The sequence below is a fragment of the Streptomyces luteogriseus genome (assembly GCF_014205055.1).
In the GTDB taxonomy this organism is placed as follows: domain Bacteria; phylum Actinomycetota; class Actinomycetes; order Streptomycetales; family Streptomycetaceae; genus Streptomyces; species Streptomyces luteogriseus.
The window spans coordinates 3,561,125-3,586,297 of sequence record NZ_JACHMS010000001.1 but is presented as its reverse complement, the minus strand read 5'-3'; the positions used below and the strand labels follow the sequence as shown (position 1 = coordinate 3,586,297).

The 25,173-nt window shown below is 67.2% G+C and carries 24 protein-coding genes and 1 pseudogene; 22 read left to right on the top strand and 3 right to left on the bottom strand.

Features of this window, described 5'->3' with window-relative positions:
* The first annotated feature begins 41 nt into the window (after positions 1-41).
* The 8 genes from rpoB (at position 42) to BJ965_RS15450 (ending at position 13,778) form a co-directional block, all read left to right on the top strand.
* A complete protein-coding gene (gene rpoB / locus BJ965_RS15485) occupies positions 42-3,527 on the top strand; it encodes a DNA-directed RNA polymerase subunit beta (protein ID WP_030839719.1) in 3,486 nt (1,161 codons plus the stop codon).
* Between the two features lie 98 nt (positions 3,528-3,625).
* Entirely contained in the window at positions 3,626-7,525 is a 3,900-nt protein-coding gene (locus BJ965_RS15480; RefSeq protein ID WP_184909153.1) for a DNA-directed RNA polymerase subunit beta', read from the top strand.
* 275 nt (positions 7,526-7,800) lie between these two features.
* Positions 7,801-8,322: a DUF1707 and DUF4190 domain-containing protein gene (locus BJ965_RS15475; RefSeq protein ID WP_376777920.1), complete on the top strand. Its 522-nt coding sequence runs from the start codon at positions 7,801-7,803 to the stop codon at positions 8,320-8,322.
* A 319-nt stretch (positions 8,323-8,641) separates the two neighbouring features.
* A complete protein-coding gene (gene rpsL, locus BJ965_RS15470; RefSeq protein WP_003948652.1) occupies positions 8,642-9,013 on the top strand; it encodes a 30S ribosomal protein S12 in 372 nt (123 codons plus the stop codon).
* 2 nt (positions 9,014-9,015) lie between these two features.
* Positions 9,016-9,486, top strand: coding sequence for a 30S ribosomal protein S7 (rpsG, locus tag BJ965_RS15465; RefSeq protein WP_003992340.1), 471 nt, complete (start codon positions 9,016-9,018; stop codon positions 9,484-9,486).
* Between the two features lie 39 nt (positions 9,487-9,525).
* Positions 9,526-11,652: an elongation factor G gene (gene fusA / locus BJ965_RS15460; protein ID WP_030839709.1), complete on the top strand. Its 2,127-nt coding sequence runs from the start codon at positions 9,526-9,528 to the stop codon at positions 11,650-11,652.
* 155 nt (positions 11,653-11,807) lie between these two features.
* Positions 11,808-13,001, top strand: a complete 1,194-nt coding sequence (gene tuf, locus BJ965_RS15455; RefSeq protein ID WP_030839706.1) for an elongation factor Tu — start codon at positions 11,808-11,810, stop codon at positions 12,999-13,001.
* A 132-nt stretch (positions 13,002-13,133) separates the two neighbouring features.
* Complete coding sequence (locus BJ965_RS15450; RefSeq protein WP_184909151.1) at positions 13,134-13,778, top strand: hypothetical protein; 645 nt, start codon at positions 13,134-13,136, stop codon at positions 13,776-13,778.
* 111 nt (positions 13,779-13,889) lie between these two features.
* On the opposite strand, the pseudogene BJ965_RS15445 reads toward BJ965_RS15450, so the two are convergent.
* Positions 13,890-14,404, bottom strand: a pseudogene (locus tag BJ965_RS15445) (hypothetical protein).
* 350 nt (positions 14,405-14,754) lie between these two features.
* Between BJ965_RS15445 and BJ965_RS15440 the strand changes: the two are divergent.
* Positions 14,755-15,975: an RNA-guided endonuclease InsQ/TnpB family protein gene (locus BJ965_RS15440; RefSeq protein ID WP_184909150.1), complete on the top strand. Its 1,221-nt coding sequence runs from the start codon at positions 14,755-14,757 to the stop codon at positions 15,973-15,975.
* A 34-nt stretch (positions 15,976-16,009) separates the two neighbouring features.
* On the opposite strand, the gene BJ965_RS15435 is transcribed toward BJ965_RS15440, so the two are convergent.
* Complete coding sequence (locus BJ965_RS15435) at positions 16,010-16,462, bottom strand: ATP-binding protein (protein WP_184909149.1); 453 nt, start codon at positions 16,460-16,462, stop codon at positions 16,010-16,012.
* Between the two features lie 155 nt (positions 16,463-16,617).
* Here BJ965_RS15435 and BJ965_RS15430 point away from each other — a divergent pair, with 155 nt between their 5' ends.
* Together BJ965_RS15430 and BJ965_RS15425 are read left to right on the top strand one after the other, a co-directional pair.
* Positions 16,618-17,496 carry a helix-turn-helix domain-containing protein gene (locus BJ965_RS15430; RefSeq protein ID WP_184909148.1) on the top strand — a complete coding sequence of 293 codons (879 nt, stop codon included), beginning with the start codon at positions 16,618-16,620 and terminating at the stop codon, positions 17,494-17,496.
* Positions 17,493-17,675 carry a DUF397 domain-containing protein gene (locus tag BJ965_RS15425; protein WP_184909147.1) on the top strand — a complete coding sequence of 61 codons (183 nt, stop codon included), beginning with the start codon at positions 17,493-17,495 and terminating at the stop codon, positions 17,673-17,675. Before BJ965_RS15430 ends, BJ965_RS15425 begins: the two co-directional genes overlap by 4 nt.
* On the opposite strand, the gene BJ965_RS15420 is transcribed toward BJ965_RS15425, so the two are convergent.
* A complete protein-coding gene (locus BJ965_RS15420) occupies positions 17,672-19,054 on the bottom strand; it encodes a S41 family peptidase (protein ID WP_184909146.1) in 1,383 nt (460 codons plus the stop codon). The genes BJ965_RS15425 and BJ965_RS15420 overlap by 4 nt on opposite strands.
* 707 nt (positions 19,055-19,761) lie before the next feature.
* Between BJ965_RS15420 and rpsJ the strand changes: the two genes are divergently transcribed.
* The 11 genes from rpsJ to rpsQ are packed head-to-tail and all read left to right on the top strand — an operon-like array spanning position 19,762 to position 25,137.
* The gene (gene rpsJ, locus BJ965_RS15415) at positions 19,762-20,070 is read left to right on the top strand and encodes a 30S ribosomal protein S10 (protein WP_003948644.1); all 309 of its coding nucleotides are present in this window, start codon (positions 19,762-19,764) and stop codon (positions 20,068-20,070) included.
* Between the two features lie 17 nt (positions 20,071-20,087).
* Positions 20,088-20,732, top strand: coding sequence for a 50S ribosomal protein L3 (gene rplC, locus BJ965_RS15410; RefSeq protein ID WP_030839681.1), 645 nt, complete (start codon positions 20,088-20,090; stop codon positions 20,730-20,732).
* A 7-nt stretch (positions 20,733-20,739) separates the two neighbouring features.
* Positions 20,740-21,396 (top strand): 50S ribosomal protein L4, encoded by a 657-nt coding sequence (gene rplD, locus BJ965_RS15405; protein WP_097219261.1) that lies wholly within the window; start codon positions 20,740-20,742, stop codon positions 21,394-21,396.
* A complete protein-coding gene (rplW, locus tag BJ965_RS15400) occupies positions 21,396-21,815 on the top strand; it encodes a 50S ribosomal protein L23 (protein WP_031105224.1) in 420 nt (139 codons plus the stop codon). The genes rplD and rplW overlap by 1 nt, the downstream gene beginning before the upstream one ends.
* Positions 21,816-21,853: 38 nt before the next feature.
* Entirely contained in the window at positions 21,854-22,690 is an 837-nt protein-coding gene (rplB, locus tag BJ965_RS15395; protein ID WP_030839671.1) for a 50S ribosomal protein L2, read from the top strand.
* Between the two features lie 12 nt (positions 22,691-22,702).
* Positions 22,703-22,984, top strand: coding sequence for a 30S ribosomal protein S19 (gene rpsS, locus BJ965_RS15390; RefSeq protein ID WP_003992359.1), 282 nt, complete (start codon positions 22,703-22,705; stop codon positions 22,982-22,984).
* 42 nt (positions 22,985-23,026) lie between these two features.
* Positions 23,027-23,374 carry a 50S ribosomal protein L22 gene (gene rplV / locus BJ965_RS15385; protein WP_030839668.1) on the top strand — a complete coding sequence of 116 codons (348 nt, stop codon included), beginning with the start codon at positions 23,027-23,029 and terminating at the stop codon, positions 23,372-23,374.
* On the top strand, positions 23,374-24,201 hold the full coding sequence (rpsC, locus tag BJ965_RS15380; RefSeq protein WP_030839666.1) for a 30S ribosomal protein S3: 828 nt from the start codon (positions 23,374-23,376) through the stop codon (positions 24,199-24,201). The genes rplV and rpsC overlap by 1 nt, the downstream gene beginning before the upstream one ends.
* 5 nt (positions 24,202-24,206) lie before the next feature.
* Complete coding sequence (gene rplP / locus BJ965_RS15375) at positions 24,207-24,626, top strand: 50S ribosomal protein L16 (RefSeq protein WP_003992362.1); 420 nt, start codon at positions 24,207-24,209, stop codon at positions 24,624-24,626.
* Positions 24,626-24,850 carry a 50S ribosomal protein L29 gene (gene rpmC / locus BJ965_RS15370; protein ID WP_003974259.1) on the top strand — a complete coding sequence of 75 codons (225 nt, stop codon included), beginning with the start codon at positions 24,626-24,628 and terminating at the stop codon, positions 24,848-24,850. Before rplP ends, rpmC begins: the two co-directional genes overlap by 1 nt.
* Positions 24,850-25,137 (top strand): 30S ribosomal protein S17, encoded by a 288-nt coding sequence (gene rpsQ, locus BJ965_RS15365; RefSeq protein WP_030839660.1) that lies wholly within the window; start codon positions 24,850-24,852, stop codon positions 25,135-25,137. Before rpmC ends, rpsQ begins: the two co-directional genes overlap by 1 nt.
* Positions 25,138-25,173: the final 36 nt, after the last annotated feature.

The window sequence follows — 25,173 nt, the reverse complement described above, 5'->3', positions numbered from 1 at the left end:
GTACGCGCGTAGTGAGTCCGAGCCCTCGGAAGGACCCCCTCTTGGCCGCCTCGCGCAACGCCTCGACCGCGAATACGAACAACGCCGCCAGCACTGCCCCGCTGCGCATCTCTTTTGCAAAGATCAAGGAGCCTCTTGAGGTTCCGAACCTGCTCGCGCTGCAGACCGAGAGCTTCGACTGGCTGCTCGGCAACACCGCCTGGCAGAGTCGGGTCGAGGAGGCTCTCGAGAACGGTCAGGACGTCCCCACCAAGTCCGGGCTCGAGGAGATCTTCGAGGAGATCTCCCCGATCGAGGACTTCAGCGGGTCGATGTCGCTGACCTTCCGCGACCACCGCTTCGAGCCGCCGAAGAACTCCATCGACGAGTGCAAGGACCGTGACTTCACGTACGCGGCCCCGCTCTTCGTCACCGCCGAGTTCACGAACAACGAGACCGGCGAGATCAAGTCCCAGACGGTCTTCATGGGCGACTTCCCGCTCATGACGAACAAGGGCACCTTCGTCATCAACGGCACCGAGCGTGTCGTGGTGTCGCAGCTCGTCCGTTCGCCCGGTGTCTACTTCGACTCCTCCATCGACAAGACGTCCGACAAGGACATCTTCTCCGCCAAGATCATCCCGTCCCGGGGTGCCTGGCTGGAGATGGAGATCGACAAGCGCGACATGGTCGGTGTCCGCATCGACCGCAAGCGCAAGCAGTCCGTCACCGTCCTGCTCAAGGCGCTCGGCTGGACCACCGAGCAGATCCTCGAGGAGTTCGGCGAGTACGAGTCGATGCGCGCCACCCTGGAGAAGGACCACACCCAGGGCCAGGACGACGCGCTGCTCGACATCTACCGCAAGCTGCGTCCGGGCGAGCCCCCCACGCGTGAGGCCGCGCAGACGCTGCTCGAGAACCTCTACTTCAACCCCAAGCGCTACGACCTGGCCAAGGTCGGCCGCTACAAGGTCAACAAGAAGCTGGGTGCGGACGCTCCGCTGGACGCGGGCATCCTGACCGTCGAGGACATCATCTCGACGATCAAGTACCTGGTGAAGCTGCACGCGGGCGAGACCGAGACGGTCGGCGACAGCGGTACGAACATCGTCGTCGAGACCGACGACATCGACCACTTCGGCAACCGCCGCCTGCGCAGCGTCGGCGAGCTCATCCAGAACCAGGTCCGTACGGGTCTGGCGCGTATGGAGCGTGTCGTCCGCGAGCGGATGACGACCCAGGACGTCGAGGCGATCACGCCGCAGACCCTGATCAACATCCGGCCGGTCGTCGCCTCCATCAAGGAGTTCTTCGGCACCAGCCAGCTGTCGCAGTTCATGGACCAGAACAACCCGCTGTCGGGTCTCACCCACAAGCGCCGTCTGTCGGCTCTTGGCCCGGGTGGTCTGTCCCGTGAGCGGGCCGGCTTCGAGGTCCGTGACGTGCACCCCTCGCACTACGGCCGCATGTGCCCGATCGAGACGCCCGAAGGCCCGAACATCGGTCTGATCGGCTCGCTCGCCTCCTACGGCCGGGTCAACGCGTTCGGTTTCGTGGAGACCCCGTACCGCAAGGTGTTCGAGGGCCAGGTCACCGACGAGGTCGACTACCTGACCGCCGACGAGGAGGACCGCTTCGTCATCGCGCAGGCCAACGCGCAGCTGACGGACGACCTCCGCTTCGCCGAGGCCCGGGTGCTGGTCCGCCGTAAGGGCGGCGAGGTCGACTACGTCACCGGCGAGGACGTCGACTACATGGACGTCTCGCCGCGCCAGATGGTGTCGGTCGCGACCGCCATGATCCCGTTCCTCGAGCACGACGACGCCAACCGTGCCCTCATGGGCGCGAACATGATGCGTCAGGCCGTGCCGCTGATTAAGTCCGAGTCCCCGCTCGTCGGCACCGGCATGGAGTACCGCTCCGCGGTCGACGCCGGCGACGTGGTCAAGGCCGAGAAGCCCGGTGTGGTCCAGGAGGTCTCCGCGGACTACATCACCACCGCCAACGACGACGGCACGTACATCACGTACCGCCTGGCCAAGTTCGCCCGCTCCAACCAGGGCACCTCGGTCAACCAGAAGGTCATCGTCAACGAGGGCGACCGGATCATCGAGGGCCAGGTCCTGGCCGACGGTCCGGCCACCCAGAACGGCGAGATGGCGCTGGGCAAGAACCTGCTCGTGGCGTTCATGCCGTGGGAGGGTCACAACTACGAGGACGCGATCATCCTGTCGCAGCGCCTCGTGCAGGACGACGTCCTCTCCTCGATCCACATCGAGGAGCACGAGGTCGACGCCCGTGACACCAAGCTCGGCCCCGAGGAGATCACCCGGGACATCCCGAACGTCTCCGAGGAGGTCCTCGCCGACCTCGACGAGCGCGGCATCATCCGTATCGGTGCCGAGGTCGTCGCCGGCGACATCCTCGTCGGCAAGGTCACGCCCAAGGGTGAGACCGAGCTGACGCCCGAGGAGCGCCTGCTCCGCGCGATCTTCGGTGAGAAGGCGCGCGAGGTGCGCGACACCTCGCTGAAGGTGCCGCACGGCGAGATCGGCAAGGTCATCGGCGTCCGCGTCTTCGACCGCGAGGAGGGCGACGAGCTTCCCCCCGGTGTGAACCAGCTGGTGCGCGTCTACGTCGCGCAGAAGCGCAAGATCACCGACGGTGACAAGCTCGCCGGCCGTCACGGCAACAAGGGCGTCATCTCGAAGATCCTGCCGATCGAGGACATGCCGTTCCTGGAGGACGGCACCCCGGTCGACATCATCCTCAACCCGCTCGGTGTGCCGTCCCGAATGAACCCGGGACAGGTCCTGGAGATCCACCTCGGCTGGCTCGCCAGCCGCGGCTGGGACGTCTCCGGTCTCGCGGACGACTGGGCGCAGCGCCTGCAGGCCATCGAGGCCGACCAGGTCGCCCCGGGCACCAACGTCGCCACCCCCGTCTTCGATGGTGCGCGTGAGGACGAGCTGGCCGGTCTGCTGAACCACACCATCCCGAACCGCGACGGCGAGCGCATGGTGCTCCCGACCGGTAAGGCGCCGCTGTTCGACGGCCGCTCCGGCGAGCCGTTCCCGGAGCCGATCTCGGTCGGCTACATGTACATCCTCAAGCTGCACCACCTGGTCGACGACAAGCTGCACGCCCGGTCGACCGGTCCGTACTCGATGATCACCCAGCAGCCGCTGGGTGGTAAGGCCCAGTTCGGTGGCCAGCGCTTCGGTGAGATGGAGGTGTGGGCGCTGGAGGCTTACGGCGCCGCGTACGCCCTCCAGGAGCTGCTGACCATCAAGTCCGACGACGTGACCGGCCGCGTGAAGGTCTACGAGGCCATCGTCAAGGGCGAGAACATCCCCGAGCCCGGCATCCCCGAGTCCTTCAAGGTGCTCATCAAGGAGATGCAGTCCCTGTGCCTCAACGTGGAGGTGCTGTCCTCGGACGGCATGTCCATCGAGATGCGCGACACCGACGAGGACGTCTTCCGCGCTGCGGAGGAGCTTGGCATCGACCTGTCCCGGCGCGAGCCGAGCAGCGTCGAAGAGGTCTGACGGGAGTTTCGGCGGACCTTGAGCGATCAAGGTCCGCCGGCCCCAGGACCCCCGTATCAGACCCCATGACTTACAACCCTGAGAGGGATTGACGCATAGTGCTCGACGTCAACTTCTTCGACGAGCTCCGGATCGGTCTGGCTACCGCTGACGACATCCGTCAGTGGAGCCACGGCGAGGTCAAGAAGCCCGAGACGATCAACTACCGCACGCTCAAGCCCGAAAAGGACGGACTCTTCTGCGAGAAGATCTTCGGTCCGACCCGGGACTGGGAGTGCTACTGCGGCAAGTACAAGCGTGTCCGCTTCAAGGGCATCATCTGTGAGCGGTGTGGCGTCGAGGTCACCCGCGCCAAGGTGCGCCGTGAGCGGATGGGCCACATCGAGCTGGCCGCCCCGGTCACGCACATCTGGTACTTCAAGGGCGTCCCGTCGCGCCTGGGCTACCTGCTCGACCTGGCCCCCAAGGACCTCGAGAAGGTCATCTACTTCGCGGCGTACATGATCACGTACGTCGACGAGGAGCGCCGTACGCGCGACCTGCCCTCGCTGGAGGCCCACGTCTCCGTCGAGCGCCAGCAGATCGAGCAGCGCCGCGACGCCGACCTGGAGGCCCGCGCCAAGAAGCTCGAGACCGACCTGGCCGAGCTGGAGGCCGAGGGCGCCAAGGCCGACGTGCGCCGCAAGGTGCGCGAGGGTGCCGAGCGCGAGATGAAGCAGCTGCGCGACCGTGCGCAGCGCGAGATCGACCGCCTCGACGAGGTGTGGAACCGCTTCAAGAACCTCAAGGTCCAGGACCTCGAGGGCGACGAGCTGCTCTACCGCGAGCTGCGTGACCGCTTCGGCACGTACTTCGACGGCTCGATGGGTGCCGCGGCGCTGCAGAAGCGCCTGGAGTCCTTCGACCTCGACGAGGAGGCCGAGCGCCTCCGCGAGATCATCCGTACCGGCAAGGGCCAGAAGAAGACCCGTGCGCTCAAGCGCCTCAAGGTCGTCTCCGCGTTCCTGCAGACCAGCAACAGCCCCAAGGGCATGGTGCTCGACTGCGTGCCGGTCATCCCGCCGGACCTTCGCCCGATGGTGCAGCTGGACGGTGGCCGCTTCGCGACCTCCGACCTGAACGACCTGTACCGCCGTGTGATCAACCGGAACAACCGCCTGAAGCGCCTTCTCGACCTCGGTGCGCCCGAGATCATCGTGAACAACGAGAAGCGCATGCTCCAGGAGGCCGTCGACGCGCTGTTCGACAACGGCCGCCGTGGCCGTCCGGTCACCGGTCCCGGTAACCGCCCGCTGAAGTCCCTCAGCGACATGCTGAAGGGCAAGCAGGGCCGCTTCCGTCAGAACCTGCTCGGTAAGCGTGTGGACTACTCCGCGCGTTCCGTGATCGTCGTCGGTCCGCAGCTGAAGCTGCACCAGTGCGGTCTGCCGAAGGCGATGGCGCTGGAGCTCTTCAAGCCGTTCGTGATGAAGCGTCTGGTCGACCTGAACCACGCGCAGAACATCAAGAGCGCCAAGCGCATGGTCGAGCGCGGCCGCACGGTCGTGTACGACGTGCTGGAAGAGGTCATCGCGGAGCACCCGGTTCTGCTGAACCGTGCGCCCACGCTGCACCGCCTCGGCATCCAGGCCTTCGAGCCGCAGCTGGTCGAGGGCAAGGCCATCCAGATCCACCCGCTCGTCTGCACCGCGTTCAACGCGGACTTCGACGGTGACCAGATGGCCGTCCACCTGCCGCTCTCCGCGGAGGCGCAGGCCGAGGCCCGCATCCTGATGCTGTCCTCGAACAACATCCTCAAGCCGGCCGACGGCCGCCCGGTGACGATGCCGACCCAGGACATGGTCCTCGGTCTGTTCTTCCTCACCACCGACGGCGAGATGCGCGACCTCAAGGGCGAGGGCCGTTCCTTCGCCTCGGTCGCCGAGGCGATCATGGCCTTCGACGCGGGCGAGCTCTCGCTCCAGTCGAAGATCGACGTCCGCTTCCCGGTCGGCACCATCCCGCCGCGTGGCTGGACCCCGCCGGCGCGCGAGGAGGGCGAGCCCGAGTGGCAGCAGGGTGACAGCTTCCGGCTGAACACCACCCTGGGCCGTGCGCTCTTCAACGAGCTGCTGCCCGAGGACTACCCGTTCGTCGACTACGAGGTCGGCAAGAAGCAGCTCTCCGAGATCGTCAACGACCTCGCCGAGCGCTACCCCAAGGTCATCGTGGCGGCGACGCTCGACAACCTGAAGGCGTCCGGCTTCTTCTGGGCGACCCGCTCCGGCGTGACCGTGGCCATCTCCGACGTCGTCGTTCCCGAGGCGAAGAAGGAGATCGTCAAGGGCTACGAGGCGCAGGACGAGAAGGTCCAGAAGCAGTACGAGCGCGGTCTGATCACCAAGGACGAGCGCACGCAGGAGCTCATCGCGATCTGGACCAAGGCGACCAACGAGGTCGCCGAGGCGATGAACGACAACTTCCCGAAGACCAACCCGATCTTCATGATGGTGAACTCGGGTGCACGAGGCAACATGATGCAGATGCGTCAGATCGCCGGTATGCGTGGTCTGGTGTCGAACGCGAAGAACGAGACGATCCCGCGTCCGATCAAGGCGTCCTTCCGTGAGGGCCTGTCCGTGCTGGAGTACTTCATCTCCACGCACGGTGCCCGTAAGGGTCTGGCGGACACCGCTCTGCGTACCGCCGACTCGGGTTACCTCACGCGTCGTCTGGTCGACGTCTCCCAGGACGTCATCATTCGCGAGGAGGACTGCGGCACCGAGCGCGGTCTGCGTCTGAAGATCGCCGACCGGAACGCCGAGGGCGCGCTGATCAAGACGGAGGACGTCGAGACCTCCGTGTACGCGCGCTGCCTCGCCGAGGACATCGTGGTCGAGGGACAGGTGCTGGCCCCGGCCGGCACCGACCTGGGCGACGTCCTCATCGAGGAGCTCGTGCGGCGCGGCGTCGAGGAGGTCAAGACCCGCTCGGTCCTGACCTGCGAGTCCGCCGTCGGCACCTGCGCGATGTGCTACGGCCGTTCGCTGGCCACCGGCAAGCTGGTCGACATCGGTGAGGCGGTCGGCATCATCGCCGCCCAGTCCATCGGTGAGCCCGGTACCCAGCTGACGATGCGTACCTTCCACACCGGTGGTGTGGCCGGTGACGACATCACCCAGGGTCTGCCGCGTGTCGTCGAGCTCTTCGAGGCCCGTACCCCGAAGGGTGTCGCCCCGATCTCCGAGGCCCAGGGCCGCGTGCGGATCGAGGAGACCGAGAAGACCAAGAAGATCGTCGTCACCCCGGACGACGGCAGCGACGAGACGGCGTTCCCGATCTCGAAGCGTGCCCGTCTCCTGGTCAGCGAGGGCGAGCACGTCGAGGTGGGCCAGAAGCTCACCGTGGGTGCCACCAACCCGCACGACGTGCTGCGCATCCTGGGTCAGCGTGCCGTCCAGGTCCACCTGGTCGGCGAGGTCCAGAAGGTCTACAACTCGCAGGGTGTGTCGATCCACGACAAGCACATCGAGATCATCATCCGGCAGATGCTCCGCCGCGTGACGATCATCGAGTCCGGCGACGCCGAGCTGCTGCCCGGTGAGCTGGTCGAGCGCTCGAAGTTCGAGACCGAGAACCGTCGTGTGGTCCAGGAGGGCGGTCACCCGGCCTCCGGTCGTCCGCAGCTGATGGGTATCACCAAGGCCTCGCTGGCGACGGAATCCTGGCTGTCGGCCGCCTCCTTCCAGGAGACGACCCGAGTCCTGACGGACGCGGCGATCAACGCCAAGTCCGACAGCCTCATCGGCCTCAAGGAGAACGTCATCATCGGTAAGCTCATCCCGGCCGGTACGGGTCTGTCCCGCTACCGCAACATCCGGGTCGAGCCGACCGAGGAGGCCAAGGCCGCGATGTACTCGGCCGTCGGCTACGACGACATCGACTACTCGCCGTTCGGCACGGGCTCCGGCCAGGCCGTTCCGCTGGAGGACTACGACTACGGTCCGTACAACCAGTAAGCGAGTCGCTTGAGCCGAAGGGCGGTCATCCTGCGGGGTGGCCGCCCTTCGGCGTTCCCGGGGCCCGCGTCCCGGGTGGGTCCGGCCCGCACGCCGTTCCGGCGGGCCTTCAGCGCCTCCCGGCGTACGCAGGTGAGGGCCGGTGTGTGTGCCCGCCCCGGAGCGCGTCTGTCGGCTGTCTGGCCGACATGCGACGCCTCGTCGTGGACGCACCGGTGCCGGAACCCTCGCTTCGGCGCATCATGGAAGGACTCCGGCACCCGGGGAGGTGCTCCGTGTCGCAATCGCACTATCCGTCCTGGCAGCCCTGGCAGGGTCCCGGTGCTTCCTCGATGCTCGCGTCGCACGCCGATCGGGAGCGGGCCGTGGACGTGCTCAGAGCCGGGTACGGCGAGGGGCGGATGGAGCGGGACGAGTTCGAGAAGCGGGTCGGGCGGGCGTACGCGGCGCGGACCGTGGGGGAGCTGGCGCTGCTCGTCGCCGATCTGCCGCAGGGGCCGCTGCCGCAGCCGGCCTCGGTCGTGCCCATGCCGACGACGTTCATGCCGGTGCCGCGGGCGCGGACCAACGGGAAGGCCGTCGCGGCCGGGGTGTGCGGGCTGCTGTGCGTGCCGACGATGGGGCTCACCGGAATCCCGGCGGTCGTGCTGGGGCATGTGGCCCGGGCGGAGATCCGCAGCCGGGGCGAGCTGGGGGACGGGCTCGCGCTGACCGGTCTGGTGCTCGGGTGGTTGTCCACGGCCGGCTGGGCACTCGTTCTGGTGTTGCTCACGGTGGTGTCCGTCGTAGCATCGTGAAGGTGTGCATATCGGACACGAGTTGCCGAATCGAAGATCGACAACGGCTCGGGGGCTTGACATGTCCCGCATGGCGATGCGGGCGGTGTCCATTTGTTTTGACCGCAGCGAATGCGATAGGTACGCTCAGACCTTGTGCCTGGGGTGTGCCCTGGCTCGCGTGTGTGCCATGAACCGCACGGCGAGTTGACACCGGCCACCGTAATCTGCGCAGTTTCTGCCTCGCGGCGGGAGTCCGCGGGTTCGACACACCCGACCGCGTGGGTCGGCGACGTTCCAGGTTAGCTTCACCATTCGGCACACAGAAACCGGAGAAGTAGTGCCTACGATCCAGCAGCTGGTCCGGAAGGGCCGGCAGGACAAGGTCGAGAAGAACAAGACGCCCGCACTCGAGGGTTCCCCTCAGCGCCGGGGCGTCTGCACGCGTGTGTTCACGACCACCCCGAAGAAGCCGAACTCGGCCCTGCGTAAGGTCGCGCGTGTGCGTCTGACCAGCGGGATCGAGGTCACCGCTTACATTCCGGGTGAGGGACACAACCTGCAGGAGCACTCCATCGTGCTCGTGCGCGGCGGCCGTGTGAAGGACCTGCCGGGTGTTCGCTACAAGATCATCCGTGGCTCCCTCGACACCCAGGGTGTCAAGAACCGCAAGCAGGCCCGTTCCCGCTACGGCGCCAAGAAGGAGAAGTAAGAATGCCTCGTAAGGGCCCCGCCCCGAAGCGCCCGGTCATCATCGACCCGGTCTACGGTTCTCCTCTGGTGACGTCGCTCATCAACAAGGTGCTGCTGAACGGCAAGCGCTCCACCGCCGAGCGCATCGTCTACGGTGCCATGGAGGGTCTGCGTGAGAAGACGGGCAACGACCCGATCATCACGCTGAAGCGCGCGCTGGAGAACATCAAGCCGACCCTCGAGGTCAAGTCCCGCCGTGTCGGTGGTGCGACGTACCAGGTTCCGATCGAGGTCAAGCCCGGTCGCGCCAACACGCTCGCGCTGCGCTGGCTGGTCGGTTACTCCCGCGCCCGCCGCGAGAAGACCATGACCGAGCGTCTGCTCAACGAACTTCTCGACGCGTCCAACGGCCTCGGCGCCGCTGTGAAGAAGCGCGAGGACACCCACAAGATGGCCGAGTCCAACAAGGCCTTCGCGCACTACCGCTGGTAGTCGCTACCCACATCGAGACCGAGAGAAGACTGAAGCCTTATGGCTACCACTTCACTTGACCTGGCCAAGGTCCGCAACATCGGGATCATGGCCCACATCGACGCGGGCAAGACGACCACCACCGAGCGGATCCTGTTCTACACCGGTGTGTCTTACAAGATCGGTGAGGTCCACGACGGCGCTGCCACCATGGACTGGATGGAGCAGGAGCAGGAGCGTGGCATCACGATCACGTCTGCTGCGACCACCTGTCACTGGCCGCTCGAGGACAACGACTACACCATCAACATCATCGACACCCCGGGTCACGTCGACTTCACCGTCGAGGTGGAGCGCTCCCTGCGTGTGCTCGACGGTGCCGTGACGGTGTTCGACGGTGTCGCCGGTGTCGAGCCGCAGTCCGAGACGGTGTGGCGTCAGGCCGACCGCTACGGCGTGCCGCGTATCTGCTTCGTCAACAAGCTGGACCGCACCGGCGCCGAGTTCCACCGCTGCGTGGACATGATCTCGGACCGCCTGGGCGCTCAGCCGCTGGTCATGCAGCTGCCGATCGGTGCCGAGGCGGACTTCAAGGGCGTCATCGACCTCGTGACGATGAAGGCCCTGGTCTGGTCGGCCGAGGCGACCAAGGGCGAGATGTACGACACCGTCGACATCCCGGACACCCACGCCGAGGCTGCCGAGGAGTACCGCGGCAAGCTGCTCGAGGCCGTCGCCGAGAACGACGAAGAGCTGATGGAGCTGTACCTGGAGGGCACCGAGCCCACCGTGGAGCAGCTCTACGCCGCGATCCGTCGTATCACCATCGCGTCCGGCAAGAGCGGCGGCACCACCGTCACTCCCGTGTTCTGCGGCACCGCGTTCAAGAACAAGGGCGTTCAGCCCCTGCTCGACGCGGTCGTGCGCTACCTGCCCACCCCGCTCGACGTCGAGGCCATCGAGGGCCACGACGTCAAGGACCCGGAGCAGGTCATCGCGCGCAAGCCGTCTGAGGACGAGCCCCTCGCGGCGCTGGCGTTCAAGATCATGAGCGACCCGCACCTCGGCAAGCTCACCTTCGTCCGCGTGTACTCCGGCCGCCTCCTGTCCGGCACCGCCGTGCTGAACTCGGTGAAGGGCAAGAAGGAGCGCATCGGCAAGATCTACCGCATGCACGCGAACAAGCGTGAGGAGATCGAGTCGGTGGGCGCCGGTGACATCGTCGCCGTGATGGGTCTGAAGCAGACCACCACCGGTGAGACGCTGTCCGACGACAAGAACCCGGTCATCCTGGAGTCCATGGACTTCCCGGCGCCGGTCATCCAGGTCGCCATCGAGCCCAAGTCGAAGGGCGACCAGGAGAAGCTGGGCGTCGCGATCCAGCGCCTGGCCGAGGAGGACCCGTCGTTCCAGGTCCACTCGGACGAGGAGACGGGCCAGACCATCATCGGTGGTATGGGCGAGCTGCACCTCGAGGTGCTGGTCGACCGTATGCGCCGTGAGTTCAAGGTCGAGGCCAACGTCGGTAAGCCGCAGGTCGCCTACCGTGAGACGATCCGCAAGGCCGTCGAGCGCGTGGACTACACCCACAAGAAGCAGACCGGTGGTACCGGTCAGTTCGCCAAGGTGCAGATCGCGATCGAGCCGATCGAGGGCGGCGACGCCTCGTACGAGTTCGTGAACAAGGTGACCGGTGGTCGTATCCCGAAGGAGTACATCCCTTCGGTCGACGCCGGTGCGCAGGAGGCCATGCAGTTCGGCATCCTCGCCGGCTACGAGATGACCGGCGTGCGCGTCACCCTGATCGACGGTGGCTACCACGAGGTCGACTCCTCCGAGCTGGCGTTCAAGATCGCCGGTTCGCAGGCCTTCAAGGAGGCCGCGCGCAAGGCCAGCCCCGTGCTGCTCGAGCCGATGATGGCCGTCGAGGTCACCACGCCCGAGGACTACATGGGTGAGGTCATCGGCGACATCAACTCCCGCCGTGGTCAGATCCAGGCCATGGAGGAGCGGGCCGGTGCTCGCGTCGTGAAGGGCCTCGTGCCCCTCTCGGAGATGTTCGGCTACGTCGGAGACCTCCGCAGCAAGACGTCGGGTCGCGCAAGCTACTCGATGCAGTTCGACTCCTACGCCGAGGTTCCCCGGAACGTCGCCGAGGAGATCATCGCGAAGGCCAAGGGCGAGTAACGCACCGCGTCTACACGCCGTAGGCTTGACTCCGGTGCTCGAGGGGCATTCCGCCGCAATCGTGGTGAGAATGCCCCGAGGCCCGGGCTTTCCAGCAAAGATCACCTGGCGCCGATGAAGTAAGGCGTACCAGAACCACTCCCAGGAGGACCCCAGTGGCGAAGGCGAAGTTCGAGCGGACTAAGCCGCACGTCAACATCGGCACCATCGGTCACATCGACCACGGTAAGACGACCCTCACGGCCGCCATTACCAAGGTGCTGCACGACGCGTACCCGGACCTGAACGAGGCCTCGGCCTTCGACCAGATCGACAAGGCTCCTGAGGAGCGCCAGCGCGGTATCACCATCTCGATCGCGCACGTCGAGTACCAGACCGAGACGCGTCACTACGCCCACGTCGACTGCCCCGGTCACGCGGACTACATCAAGAACATGATCACGGGTGCGGCGCAGATGGACGGCGCCATCCTCGTGGTCGCCGCCACCGACGGCCCGATGCCGCAGACCAAGGAGCACGTGCTCCTGGCCCGCCAGGTCGGCGTTCCGTACATCGTCGTCGCCCTGAACAAGGCCGACATGGTGGACGACGAGGAGATCCTGGAGCTCGTCGAGCTCGAGGTCCGTGAGCTCCTCTCCGAGTACGAGTTCCCGGGCGACGACCTGCCGGTCGTCAAGGTCTCGGCGCTCAAGGCCCTCGAGGGCGACAAGGAGTGGGGCAACTCCGTCCTCGAGCTCATGAAGGCCGTGGACGAGAACATCCCGCAGCCCGAGCGTGACGTCGACAAGCCGTTCCTGATGCCGATCGAGGACGTCTTCACGATCACCGGTCGTGGCACCGTCGTCACCGGTCGTATCGAGCGTGGTGTCCTCAAGGTCAACGAGACCGTTGACATCGTGGGCATCAAGCAGGAGAAGACCACCACCACGGTCACCGGCATCGAGATGTTCCGCAAGCTGCTCGACGAGGGCCAGGCCGGTGAGAACGTCGGTCTGCTCCTCCGTGGCATCAAGCGCGAGGACGTCGAGCGCGGCCAGGTCATCATCAAGCCGGGCTCGGTCACCCCGCACACCGAGTTCGAGGCGCAGGCCTACATCCTGTCCAAGGACGAGGGTGGCCGCCACACGCCGTTCTTCAACAACTACCGCCCGCAGTTCTACTTCCGTACGACGGACGTGACCGGCGTGGTGACCCTCCCCGAGGGCACCGAGATGGTCATGCCGGGTGACAACACCGAGATGAAGGTGGAGCTCATCCAGCCCGTCGCCATGGAGGAGGGCCTGAAGTTCGCCATCCGTGAGGGTGGCCGGACCGTGGGCGCCGGCCAGGTCACCAAGATCAACAAGTGAGTCCTCGGACTGGCTTGAGGGTCTGCTGACCTGAGTGGCTCGAAAGGGCCCGTACGACTTCGGTCGTGCGGGCCCTTTTGCTGTTGGTGCACCGGGACATGAGTGTGGGGGACATGAGTGTGGTGGGGGGGCATGAGTAACAAGCACGTGCGAAAGATGCTGAGGCGGATGGCGAGCGGGGGGCCCGTAGAGGTCGCGCCGGCCATGGCGACCATGAAGAAGCTCACCCGGCTTGCCTTCATCGCCCAGCAGTTCGGTTATGCGTACGCCGACGTACGACAGGGCGGGGGACCGCAGGGCGACGGGTACGTGTTGCTGATCGTGCCCGACCCGAGTCCGGAGGCCAGCGCACGGGCCGAGCGGAACCGGGCGGCGTACCCGGACGCTGGCGACGGGGGTGCTCTGCCGCCCCTCGACCCCGCAGCGATCGAGCTTCTCAAGGCCCGTATCACCTTCGACATCACGGCCAAGCACACCGACAGGCAGCGGATTCTGTTGGCGGGCGGAGGCGCCGTTCCGCTGGCGGTCATGGCCGGGTTCGGGCTCGGCTCGGGCGCCACGGCCGTCGTCATCACTGCCGCCGTCTGGGCGGCGGTGATGGCCCTCGTACCGGTCGGGCTCGCCGTCAACCGGCGCTACAGAGCCAAGTACGCCGCCCTTCTGCAGGTCGCCGGGTTCACGCCGGTGACCGATCCGACGGGGCGGTTGCGGTACGTGCCACCGGGTGGGCAGTTGCCTGGGCACGGCAACCCGTTCGCCGGGGGAAGTCCGTCGTGAAGGATCGCCTGGCCCGCTCCCGGTGAGAGGAGCTCCCGGCTGCACGCCGTCCGAGGCGACGGTCATGGCCGCTTCTGCATGGGCGGCAGGACGATGGGCGCTTCTCCGGCGTCAGGCGGTCTCCAGGAGACGTGATCGACAGTCGCGGCAATGGCCGGGCGTCGATGCGCGGAATGCGCGGTCGCAGCCGTCGCAGGTCTGGAGGGGGTGCCGGGCGGGCCGTGGTGGCGCCTGGGGTGGGGCGAAGGGCGGTGGGGGTGGCAGCTGGGCTGTGAGGCGGTGGGCCAGGAGGGCGGCCGGGCGGTGCAGGGGCTCCGGTGGGAGATCCGTCGCTCGCGGGTGCGGCGCAGGTGGCCGTGCGTCTCCAGCTCGCGCAGGGCCGCGGCGATGCGGGTCGTGCCCTCCGGGAAGCGGGCGGCAAGGGACTTGATGTCGATGCGGGCGCCAGCCGGGAGCGACTGGATGTGCACCGACAGCCCGATCGCGAGCAGGGACAGCTCCGCGTGCTGGGCCAGGTGGTTGCCGATCACCGTGAAGCGGGTGGTGTGGCGGGCATCGTCGTGCACCAGGCCGGAGTGGGGGTGCCGCCGGTTCGGGTGTCGGCAGGCGAGGGCCCCTGAATCCAGCTGAGTTGGTGATGTTCACCCGCGAGGGTGAGGCAGCCCTGTGGCTGGGAGGAGGGGTGGGGTTCGGTCGGGTTCTTTCACCTGCTTCTTGCGAGGAGGCCCCGGCGTTCACGCCGGGGAGGAAGCGCATCCGGGTGTCGCGACGCGGAGTGTCGCCGTATCCGGTTCAGGCGCGGAGCGCCGGTCCTTGCTGTCGGTATCGCCGGGGTGATGCGAACGCGTGTGCTTGTGGTCGCTGGTCGGGGTGGTGGGTGTGAGATCGGGGGACGTGTGTGCGGCGGTCGTACGTATGGTCTTTCGGAGGGTTCGGGACGGCATGTCGCCCCGGCCGGGAGCCGTGAGGGGGCGAGATGGCGCAGGCTGGTGTGGCTGCGGAGGGTGGGCATGCCAGGTACACGTACCGGTTGCGCGTGTCGTCCACCGCTCGCACCGCCCTGGCGGCGGAGTGGGACCGATGCCGCTGGGTGTGGAACGAATGCGTCGCCAAGTCCAAGGCCGTGTACCTGCGCAACAAGGCGGCCGGAGAGAAACAGACGTGTGGCCCGGCGCAGTTCGACAAAATGCTGACCGAAGCCCGGAAGGCAACGCCGTGGTTACGCGAGGGCTCGTCGGTCCCTCAGCAGCAGATCATCCGTGACTTCGGCCGCTCACGTGCCAAGGCGTACAAAGACATCCGCGAGCGCCTGCCCATGTCGCGCCGGGCGGGGATGCCGAAGTGGAAATCCAAGCGCGAGGCGCTGCCGTCCCTCAACTACACCAAGCGTGGGTTCCGGTTGAAGGACGGCCGGCTGCACCTGGCCGGGGGCATCGTGGTGACGGTGGTGTGGTCGCGGGACCTGCCGGGGGAGCCGTCCTCGGTGCGCGTGTATCAGGACAGCCTCGGGCACTGGTACGCCTCGTTCGTCGTTCCCGCCGAGGTGCACCTCCTGCCTCAGACCGGTCGGGTACTGGGGGTCGACTGGGGTGTGAAGGAGACGGCGACCACGACGTCCGACGCGCACGACCTGCCGCACGCCGGGCACGGCCAGAAGGCCCGGGCGAAGCTGACCCGGTACGACCGGATGATGGCCCGCCGCAGGCCGAAGAAGGGCAAGCCGGGATCGAAGGGCTATCGCGAGGCGAGGAAGCTGCGGGCGAAGGCGCACAAGAAGGTCGCCCGACAGCGTGAGGACACCGGCCGCAAGTGGGCCAAGAAGGTCGTCCGCGACCACGACGCCGTCGCTGTGGAGGACTTCCGTCCGAAGTTTTTGGCCCAGACCACCCTGGCCCGTAAGGCCACTGACGCCGCCATCGGCGCCACCAAGACCGCTCTGCTGGAGATGGGTCGCAAGCACGGGCGGGACATCCGCCTGGTACACCCTGCGCACACCACGATGGACTGCGCGCACTGCGATGCGAGAGCCAAGCATCGTCTGCCGCTGGGTGAGCGCACCTACACCTGCACCGCGTGCGGAGCCGTGTCCCCGCGGGACAAGAACTCCGCACGCGTGATGCTCGTCCGGGCTGGTCTCAACCCGGCTGGTGCTGATGGCGGAAGACCTCCTGGAGCGCTGCTCAAGAAGGCGGCCTGAACCAGGAATCACCTCCCTTCAGGGAGGTGAGGATTCAACCTTGTGGTCCTTGGAGGAGGGCGCCTGTATCGCCGGAGCACGCACTCTCGGGTTTTGGTGCGAGGCCGAGTTCGGCCCAGACGGTCTTGCGGGGCGGCAGCCCCTGGGTGACGCCCCAGCGATCGGCGAGCGCGTCGACCAGGAGGAGCCCCAGGCCGGGTCGCGCCGTCGTCAGCCGATCGGCGCGGGTGTCCGTCACCTCGATGCGGAGGGTCCCGGCGACGACGTAGAGGAGCAGGCGGAAGTCGCGGCCGGGGGTTCGGCCGTGTGTCGCCGCGTTGGCCGACAGCTCCGCGATGACCTGCCGTGCCGGGTCCAGCGGCAGTCCCCAGGAGCGCAGTTGTTCGGCGGCGAGGAGCCGGGCCAGCCGGGCGCCGCGCGGGGTGGCGGAGAGCTGGAGGCTGAAGTTGCGGAGAGAGGTGCGGAGTTCGGGGGAGTTCTGCTTCACGTCACTCAGCGTGGCTGTCCGCGCTTACCGTGAACAGTGACTCAGCGGGTGCGTACGGTGACTGTCCGGAGCTTGTCCGGCGTTGTCCGGGCTGTCGGGGCCGGGCGTGCGGGTAGGGCGCCGGGCACGGTCGTGCGACGGCGGAAGGGTGCGGGATGACGACGGTCGAGGCGGACTCGGGGCGGCTCAAGAGCGAGGCGGACGAGCCGGGTTGGGAGGTCGATCCCGACGATGAGTGGGGTGTCGCGGTCATCACCACGGTGGGACGGCAGCTGAAGCTGCGGCGTGAGGCGGTGGGGATGCGGGCCGCCGAGTTCGGGACGGCCGTGGGCTACGGCGAGGACATGGTCTACAAGATCGAGGGCGGGAAGCGGATTCCTCGGCAGGACTATCTGGTCAGGGCGGATGAGGTGCTGGGGGCGGGTGGGCTGATCGCGGCGGCTTGGGAGGACGTGAAGAGGGTTCGGTACCCCAAGAAGGTGCGCGAGCTTGCCAAGTTGGAGGGGCAGGCGGTGGAGATCGGGGTGTATGAGTGCAACAGCGTTCATGGGCTGTTGCAGACCCCCGAGCACGCGCGGGCGCTGTTCGAGTCGTGGCAACCCGCGTACTCGCCGGACGAAGTGGAACGTCTGGTGGCTGCACGCATGGCTCGGCAGTCGGTGTTCGAGCGGTCGCCGGCACCTTCGCTGAGCTTCGTCCAGGAGGAGGCGACGCTGCTCCGTCCGGTCGGAGGCACAATGGTGTGGCGTCAGCAGCTTGAGCGTCTGCTGGAGGTGGGGCGGTTGCGTAACGTCAGGCTTCAGCTCATGCCGACGAGCAGCGAGGCGCACCCCGGTCTGAACGGGAGGATCGAGGTGCTGAAATTCGGTGACGGCACCGCGGTGGGCCGGTCCGACGGCGCTTTCACCGGCCGGCCGACCACTGATCCGAAGCACATCCGGATCCTCGAACTGCGCTACGGCACCATCCGAGCTCAGGCCCTTCCCCCGCGGGAGTCGCTGGCCTTCATCGAGCAACTGCTGGGAGAGACATGATCCGCAACGCTGAACCGGCGTGGTTCAAGAGCAGCTACAGCAGTGGCCCCGACGGAGACTCCTGCGTCGAGATCGCCATAGCCCCCCACACCGTCCATGTCCGAGATTCCAAGCACACCGAAGGCCCCCGGCTCGCGCTCACGCCGGAGGCTTGGTCGGAGTTCCTGGCCTCTGTCTAGCCGTCGTTCCGAAGGACGCGCACCGCGCGGTCGAACGCCGAGTCGCGCTTCTCGGCGAACTCCTCCTTCGTGAAGACCGGTTCGGTCAGGTGGGGCGGGATGCCCGTGCCGTCGTAGGTCCGGCCCGACCGGTTCAAGAACTCCTCGTTCGGGAGGATCGCCGTCATGCCGTTGGGAAGGCTGCGTTGCATGACGTCGGAGAAGACCCCCTGGGTCGGCTGCCCAATACGAACCGTGCCGCCCGGACGGTCGATCAGGGCCTGCGTGAAGGTCTCACCGGCGCTGACGGTCGTGCCCGAGGTCAGTACGGCGATGGGGCCGGTGTATCGGGGCCCGGACGCCGGTACGACCAGGATGGGCTCGGGGCGGGTGTGCCGGTCGGGGTCGGTCGGGTGGTTCCGGGCGCGCTTGGCGTAGGCGACGTAGGGCGTGTCCGTGAGCCGCTCGGCGATGTGGATGCCGAGGGCGTCGGAGCCGCCGCCGTTGATGCGCAGGTCGATGATCAGGCCCTTGAGCCGCTGGGTGCGCTCGGTGGTGAGGATGGCGTCGAGGGCCTTGTCCAACTCGGCGAGATGGGCGGGGTAGGGGGCGTCCTCGGCGGTGTAGCCGGCGAAGCCGGATATGCGGAGGTAGCCCTGAGCCGCACGGCCGGGGAGGTCGGCGTAGGTGATGCGGCCGTTGGCGAAGTCCTGGCGGTACGGGGCGTTCCCGAGGTCGCGTTCGGTGATGAACTTCTTGACTCTGGCGTCGAGTTCGGGGGAGGGCGGCTCGGTCCCGGGCCGCACTTGGGCGAAGACCTGGTCCTCGTCCAGGACGGCGACATGGGCGTCGTAGAGAGGCCGCACCATGTCGCTGAAGATGCCGAAGAGCTCCTTGCGGGTGGTGTCCTGGTGCACCTTCGGCCGGTGGCGGTCCCTCATGGCCTGCCAGTCGACGCCCTTCGCGGCGAAGAAGGGGTAGTTCTCGGCGAAGGAGTGCCAGAAGACGTCGAAGGCGGCGCGGGCGTCCTTGGGGGTGGGGCGGGTGCAGTCGGCCGGCAGTTTCTGGATCCGCCGCAGCGAGCGGTGGCCGACCGAGGTGTCGTAGCCCAGGGTGGCGCGGTTGGCGCCGGGGCCGGGCCGGACGGTCAGTGTGGTGCCGTCGGAGGTCGCGTACGTGCCGGGGCCGGTCCGCCGGGCACTGTCACCCTTGAGGCAGCCGACGGATGTCGTCTGGAACTCCTGGAGGGTGTCGCCGTCGAGCGAGAGGACGGTGCCGTAGCCGTCCATGCGCCAGAGGCCGTCGGTGCCCGGCTTGCCGGGGGTGGAGGCGGCCGTGGCGGGCGCCGTGGCGGCTGCGGCGAGGGCCAGGGTGAGGGCGGTGGCGGTGGCGGTGCGCAACGGTGGGTCCCCCTGCTGTGTGGTCGGTGCCCTTACGGTGCCTGGGGGAGCGGGGGCGAGCCATCCGGTGGGCCGGAGGGCGGAGGTGGGGACAGCCCCCGGCAGGTTCGCCCCTGCCGGGCCGTGACACTGGCGCACGACTTCAGACGCGGCGCGCGATGAACTCGACCTGCACCCTGCACCCGGCGTCCGACGCACCCGAGTGGGGGAAGGCCGGCTGTCGGGTCTGCGACGCAGAGCTGGAGCGGCTCCTGCGAGGGGAGGGGCCCGGGGCCGTCCGGGCTTGTGTTTGACCTGCGTCACCCCCGGGGTATTCTCCTCGGCTCGATTGGCGTCGGCCCTGCCCCATATGGCAGACTGTCCGAGTTGCTCGGTCGAGTGTTGATGCTGCGCGCCTCCCGCCGGGGGGACCGGAAGCGAGTCCCACAGTACTCGTCGCCCTAACTGCCACACGGCAGCGCTGGGGCGGACGTACGGGAATCTTCCGGGAAGTGTCAGCGCGGCACCGACCAGGCACCCGGTGGGCCTTCGCCCCCGACCTGCGGTTCCGGAAGGGCCGTGTGCATTCCCAGCAGGGATGTTCGAACAAGGGACATCTGTGTCAGCGGCAGTGCGACACGCCCGACCGCGTGGGTCGGAGGAACGAAGGCAGCAGAAGGAATCCACCGGGTTCCAGAGCGTTAGAGAGACAGGACTACTGAGTAGCCATGGCGGGACAGAAGATCCGCATCCGGCTCAAGGCCTACGACCACGAGGTCATCGACTCTTCGGCGAAGAAGATCGTCGAGACGGTGACTCGGACTGGTGCGTCGGTCGCGGGCCCGGTGCCGCTGCCCACTGAGAAGAACGTGTACTGCGTCATCAAGTCGCCGCACAAGTACAAGGACTCGCGCGAGCACTTCGAGATGCGCACGCACAAGCGCCTGATCGACATCCTCGACCCGACCCCCAAGACCGTTGACTCTCTGATGCGACTCGACCTCCCGGCCGGTGTCGACATCGAGATCAAGCTCTGAAGGCCGGTGATCTGAGAATGGCTAAGCAGATCAAGGGCATCCTGGGCGAGAAGCTCGGCATGACGCAGGTGTGGGACGCGAACAACCGTGTTGTTCCGGTCACCGTCGTCAAGGCCGGCCCCAACGTCGTCACCCAGGTCCGCACGAACGACGTCGACGGCTACGAGTCCGTCCAGATCGCGTTCGGCGAGATCGACCCGCGCAAGGTGAACAAGCCCCTCAAGGGCCACTTCGCCAAGGCCGACGTCACTCCCCGCCGCCACCTCGTCGAGATCCGTACCGCTGACGCCAGCGAGTACACCCTCGGCCAGGAGATCACCGCCGAGGTGTTCGAGGCCGGCCTCAAGGTCGACGTGACCGGCAAGAGCAAGGGCAAGGGCTTCGCCGGTGTCATGAAGCGTCACAACTTCAAGGGCCTCGGCGCCGGACACGGCACCCAGCGCAAGCACCGCTCGCCCGGTTCCATCGGTGGCTGCGCCACCCCGGGCCGCGTGTTCAAGGGCCTCCGCATGGCGGGTCGCATGGGCAACGAGCGAGTCACCACCCAGAACCTGACCGTCCACGCCGTTGACGCGGAGAAGGGTCTGCTGCTCATCAAGGGCGCGGTTCCCGGTCCGAACGGCGGCCTCGTCCTGGTCCGCACCGCGGCCAAGGGGGCCTGAGGTACCGATGAGCACTGTTGACATCCTTTCGCCTGCAGGCGAGAAGACCGGAAGCGTCGAGCTCCCCGCGGAGATCTTCGGCGTGGAGAAGATCAGCATCCCGCTGATCCACCAGGTCGTCGTCGCGCAGAACGCCGCTGCCCGCCAGGGCACGCACAAGACCAAGCGTCGCGGTGAAGTCCGCGGTGGCGGCAAGAAGCCGTACCGCCAGAAGGGCACCGGCCGCGCCCGCCAGGGTTCGACCCGTGCGCCGCAGTTCGCCGGCGGTGGCGTCGTCCACGGCCCGCAGCCGCGTGACTACTCGCAGCGGACCCCGAAGAAGATGAAGGCCGCGGCCCTGCGCCACGCCCTCACCGACCGGGCCCGCCACAACCGCATCCACGTCGTCTCCGGCGTGGTCGAGGGCGAGACCCCCTCCACGAAGGCCGCCAAGACGCTGTTCGGCAAGATCTCGGAGCGCAAGAACCTGCTCCTGGTCATCGACCGCGCCGACGAGGCCGCGTGGCTGTCCGCCCGCAACCTGCCCCAGATCCACATCCTGGAGCCGGGCCAGCTGAACACGTACGACGTTCTCGTCTCGGACGACGTGGTCTTCACCAAGGCCGCCTTCGAGTCCTTCGTGTCCGGCCCGAAGGCCAATGACACCGAAGGGAGCGAGGTCTGATGGCTATCCGTCACCCCGCTATCGCCTCCAAGGCGGCGAAGAAGGCCAAGGCCGCGCGCGTCGCCAAGGCGCGCCGCCACGCCGCCGAGGGCAAGAACACCGTCGAGACCCCGCTGAGCAAGTCCTTCACGGACCCCCGTGACGTGCTGCTCAAGCCGGTCGTCTCCGAGAAGAGCTACGCGCTCCTCGACGAGGGCAAGTACACGTTCGTCGTGGACCCGAGCGCCAACAAGACCCAGATCAAGCAGGCCGTCCAGGCGGTCTTCTCGGTCAAGGTCACCGGGGTCAACACGATCAACCGCCAGGGCAAGCGCAAGCGGACCCGCACCGGCTTCGGCCAGCGCGCGTCCACCAAGCGCGCGATCGTGACCCTCGCTGAGGGCGACCGTATCGACATCTTCGGCGGTCCGACCGCGTAAGCGGGTCGGATCGTCCGATATCGGACGAGGACTGAGAAATGGGAATCCGCAAGTACAAGCCGACTACGCCGGGCCGTCGTGGCTCCAGCGTCGCCGACTTCGTCGAGGTCACGCGGTCCACGCCGGAGAAGTCGTTGGTCCGCCCCCTGCACAGCAAGGGTGGCCGTAACAACTCCGGTCGTGTGACCGTCCGCCACCAGGGTGGTGGCCACAAGCGCGCCTACCGCGTGATCGACTTCCGTCGTCACGACAAGGACGGCGTGCCGGCGAAGGTCGCGCACATCGAGTACGACCCCAACCGCACCGCGCGCATCGCGCTGCTGCACTACGCCGACGGCGAGAAGCGCTACATCCTCGCCCCGCGCAACCTGCAGCAGGGTGACCGCGTCGAGAACGGTCCCGGGGCCGACATCAAGCCGGGCAACAACCTTGCCCTGCGTAACATCCCGGTCGGTACCACGCTGCACGCCATCGAGCTGCGTCCGGGCGGCGGTGCGAAGTTCGCCCGCTCCGCCGGCGCCTCGGTGCAGCTGCTCGCGAAGGAGGGCTCGATGGCCCACCTCCGCATGCCGTCCGGTGAGATCCGCCTGGTCGACCAGCGCTGCCGCGCCACGGTCGGCGAGGTGGGCAACGCCGAGCAGAGCAACATCAACTGGGGTAAGGCGGGCCGTAAGCGCTGGCTGGGCGTTCGCCCGACCGTGCGTGGTGTGGTCATGAACCCGGTGGACCACCCGCACGGTGGTGGCGAAGGCCGTACCTCGGGTGGTCGTCACCCGGTGTCCCCTTGGGGCAAGAAGGAAGGCCGTACTCGTTCGCCCAAGAAGGCGTCGAACAAGTACATCGTCCGCCGCCGCAAGACGAACAAGAAGCGCTAAGGACGGGTTGAGATGCCTCGTAGCTTGAAGAAGGGGCCCTTCGTCGACGACCACCTGATCAAGAAGGTGGACGCCCAGAACGAAGCCGGCACCAAGAACGTCATCAAGACCTGGTCCCGTCGCTCCATGATCGTGCCGGCCATGCTCGGCCACACGCTCGCGGTGCACAACGGCAAGACCCACATTCCGGTGTTCGTCACCGAGTCGATGGTCGGCCACAAGCTCGGCGAGTTCTCGCCGACGCGCACCTTCCGGGGTCACGTCAAGGACGACCGGAAGTCGAAGCGCCGCTAAGCGCGGGGTGGAATGACCATGACAGACACTGGAAGGACAACCATGGAAGCCAGGGCCCAGGCGCGGTACATCCGCGTCACGCCCATGAAGGCCCGCCGCGTGGTGGACCTCATCCGTGGCCTCAACGCCACGGAGGCTCAGGCGGTCCTGCGTTTCGCCCCGCAGGCCGCGAGCCAGCCGGTCGGCAAGGTGCTCGACAGCGCCATCGCCAACGCCGCGCACAACTACGACCACACCGATGTCGACAGCCTCTTCGTCTCCGAGGCCTACGTCGATGAGGGCCCGACCCTGAAGCGGTTCCGTCCGCGTGCCCAGGGCCGTGCCTACCGGATCCGCAAGCGGACCAGCCACATCACCGTGGTCGTCAGCAGCAAGGAAGGAACCCGGTAATGGGCCAGAAGGTAAACCCGCACGGGTTCCGGCTCGGTGTCACGACCGACTTCAAGTCGCGTTGGTACGCCGACAAGCTGTACAAGGACTACGTCAAGGAAGACGTCGCCATCCGTCGGATGATGACGTCCGGCATGGAGCGCGCCGGCATCTCCAAGGTCGAGATCGAGCGCACCCGTGACCGCGTGCGTGTGGACATCCACACCGCTCGTCCGGGCATCGTCATCGGCCGCCGCGGCGCCGAGGCCGACCGCATCCGCGGTGACCTCGAGAAGCTCACCGGCAAGCAGGTCCAGCTGAACATCCTCGAGGTCAAGAACCCCGAGACCGACGCTCAGCTGGTTGCCCAGGCCGTCGCCGAGCAGCTCTCCTCCCGCGTCTCCTTCCGTCGCGCCATGCGTAAGAGCATGCAGTCGGCGATGAAGGCCGGCGCCAAGGGCATCAAGATCCAGTGCGGTGGCCGCCTCGGTGGCGCCGAGATGTCCCGCTCGGAGTTCTACCGCGAGGGCCGTGTGCCCCTGCACACGCTCCGCGCGAACGTGGACTACGGCTTCTTCGAGGCCAAGACGACCTTCGGCCGCATCGGCGTGAAGGTCTGGATCTACAAGGGCGACGTCAAGAACATCGCCGAGGTCCGCGCCGAGAACGCCGCGGCCCGTGCGGGTAACCGCCCGGCCCGTGGTGGCGCCGACCGCCCGGCCCGTGGTGGCCGCGGTGGCGAGCGTGGCGGGCGCGGTCGTAAGCCGCAGCAGGCTGCCGGTGCCGAGGCCCCCAAGGCCGAGGCTCCCGCCGCCGCTCCGGCTGAGAGCACCGGAACGGAGGCCTGACCGTCATGCTGATCCCCCGTAGGGTCAAGCACCGCAAGCAGCACCACCCCAAGCGCAACGGCATGTCCAAGGGTGGCACGCAGGTTGCGTTCGGCGAGTACGGCATCCAGGCGCTGACCCCGGCCTACGTGACGAACCGCCAGATCGAGGCGGCTCGTATCGCGATGACCCGCCACATCAAGCGTGGCGGCAAGGTCTGGATCAACATCTACCCGGACCGCCCCCTCACCAAGAAGCCCGCCGAGACCCGCATGGGTTCCGGTAAGGGTTCTCCTGAGTGGTGGATCGCCAACGTCAAGCCCGGACGTGTGATGTTCGAGCTGTCGTACCCCAACGAGAAGATCGCGCGCGAGGCCCTGACCCGTGCGGCTCACAAGCTGCCGATGAAGTGCAAGATCGTCAAGCGCGAGGCAGGTGAAGCGTGATGTCGGCCGGTACCAAGGCGTCTGAGCTGCGCGAACTGGGCAACGAGGAGCTTCTCGCGAAGCTCCGCGAGGCCAAGGAAGAGCTGTTCAACCTCCGCTTCCAGGCGGCGACGGGTCAGCTCGAGAACCACGGGCGGCTCAAGGCCGTCCGCAAGGACATCGCGCGGATCTACACCCTGATGCGTGAGCGCGAGCTGGGCATCGAGACGGTGGAGAGCGCCTGATGAGCGAGAGCAACGTGACTGAAGAGACCAAGACGGACCGCGGTTTCCGCAAGACCCGCGAAGGCCTGGTCGTCAGCGACAAGATGGACAAGACCGTCGTCGTCGCCGTCGAGGACCGCGTGAAGCACGCGCTGTACGGCAAGGTCATCCGCCGTACGAGCAAGCTCAAGGCCCACGACGAGCAGAACGCCGCGGGTGTCGGCGACCGTGTCCTCCTCATGGAGACCCGGCCGCTGTCCGCGACCAAGCGCTGGCGCGTCGTCGAGATCCTCGAGAAGGCCAAGTAATCCCTCCTAGGGGGACCCCCTAGGCATCGTTCCGCC

Coding starts and splice junctions, on each gene's coding strand:
- rpsG (WP_003992340.1), top strand. CDS start 9,016: ATGCCTCGTAAGGGCCCCGCCCCGAAGCGCCCGGTCATCATCGACCCG.
- fusA (WP_030839709.1), top strand. CDS start 9,526: ATGGCTACCACTTCACTTGACCTGGCCAAGGTCCGCAACATCGGGATC.
- BJ965_RS15450 (WP_184909151.1), top strand. CDS start 13,134: ATGAGTAACAAGCACGTGCGAAAGATGCTGAGGCGGATGGCGAGCGGG.
- BJ965_RS15440 (WP_184909150.1), top strand. CDS start 14,755: ATGGCGCAGGCTGGTGTGGCTGCGGAGGGTGGGCATGCCAGGTACACG.
- BJ965_RS15430 (WP_184909148.1), top strand. CDS start 16,618: ATGACGACGGTCGAGGCGGACTCGGGGCGGCTCAAGAGCGAGGCGGAC.
- BJ965_RS15425 (WP_184909147.1), top strand. CDS start 17,493: ATGATCCGCAACGCTGAACCGGCGTGGTTCAAGAGCAGCTACAGCAGT.
- rpsJ (WP_003948644.1), top strand. CDS start 19,762: ATGGCGGGACAGAAGATCCGCATCCGGCTCAAGGCCTACGACCACGAG.
- rplC (WP_030839681.1), top strand. CDS start 20,088: ATGGCTAAGCAGATCAAGGGCATCCTGGGCGAGAAGCTCGGCATGACG.
- rplD (WP_097219261.1), top strand. CDS start 20,740: ATGAGCACTGTTGACATCCTTTCGCCTGCAGGCGAGAAGACCGGAAGC.
- rplW (WP_031105224.1), top strand. CDS start 21,396: ATGGCTATCCGTCACCCCGCTATCGCCTCCAAGGCGGCGAAGAAGGCC.
- rplB (WP_030839671.1), top strand. CDS start 21,854: ATGGGAATCCGCAAGTACAAGCCGACTACGCCGGGCCGTCGTGGCTCC.
- rpsS (WP_003992359.1), top strand. CDS start 22,703: ATGCCTCGTAGCTTGAAGAAGGGGCCCTTCGTCGACGACCACCTGATC.
- rplV (WP_030839668.1), top strand. CDS start 23,027: ATGGAAGCCAGGGCCCAGGCGCGGTACATCCGCGTCACGCCCATGAAG.
- rpsC (WP_030839666.1), top strand. CDS start 23,374: ATGGGCCAGAAGGTAAACCCGCACGGGTTCCGGCTCGGTGTCACGACC.
- rplP (WP_003992362.1), top strand. CDS start 24,207: ATGCTGATCCCCCGTAGGGTCAAGCACCGCAAGCAGCACCACCCCAAG.
- rpmC (WP_003974259.1), top strand. CDS start 24,626: ATGTCGGCCGGTACCAAGGCGTCTGAGCTGCGCGAACTGGGCAACGAG.
- rpsQ (WP_030839660.1), top strand. CDS start 24,850: ATGAGCGAGAGCAACGTGACTGAAGAGACCAAGACGGACCGCGGTTTC.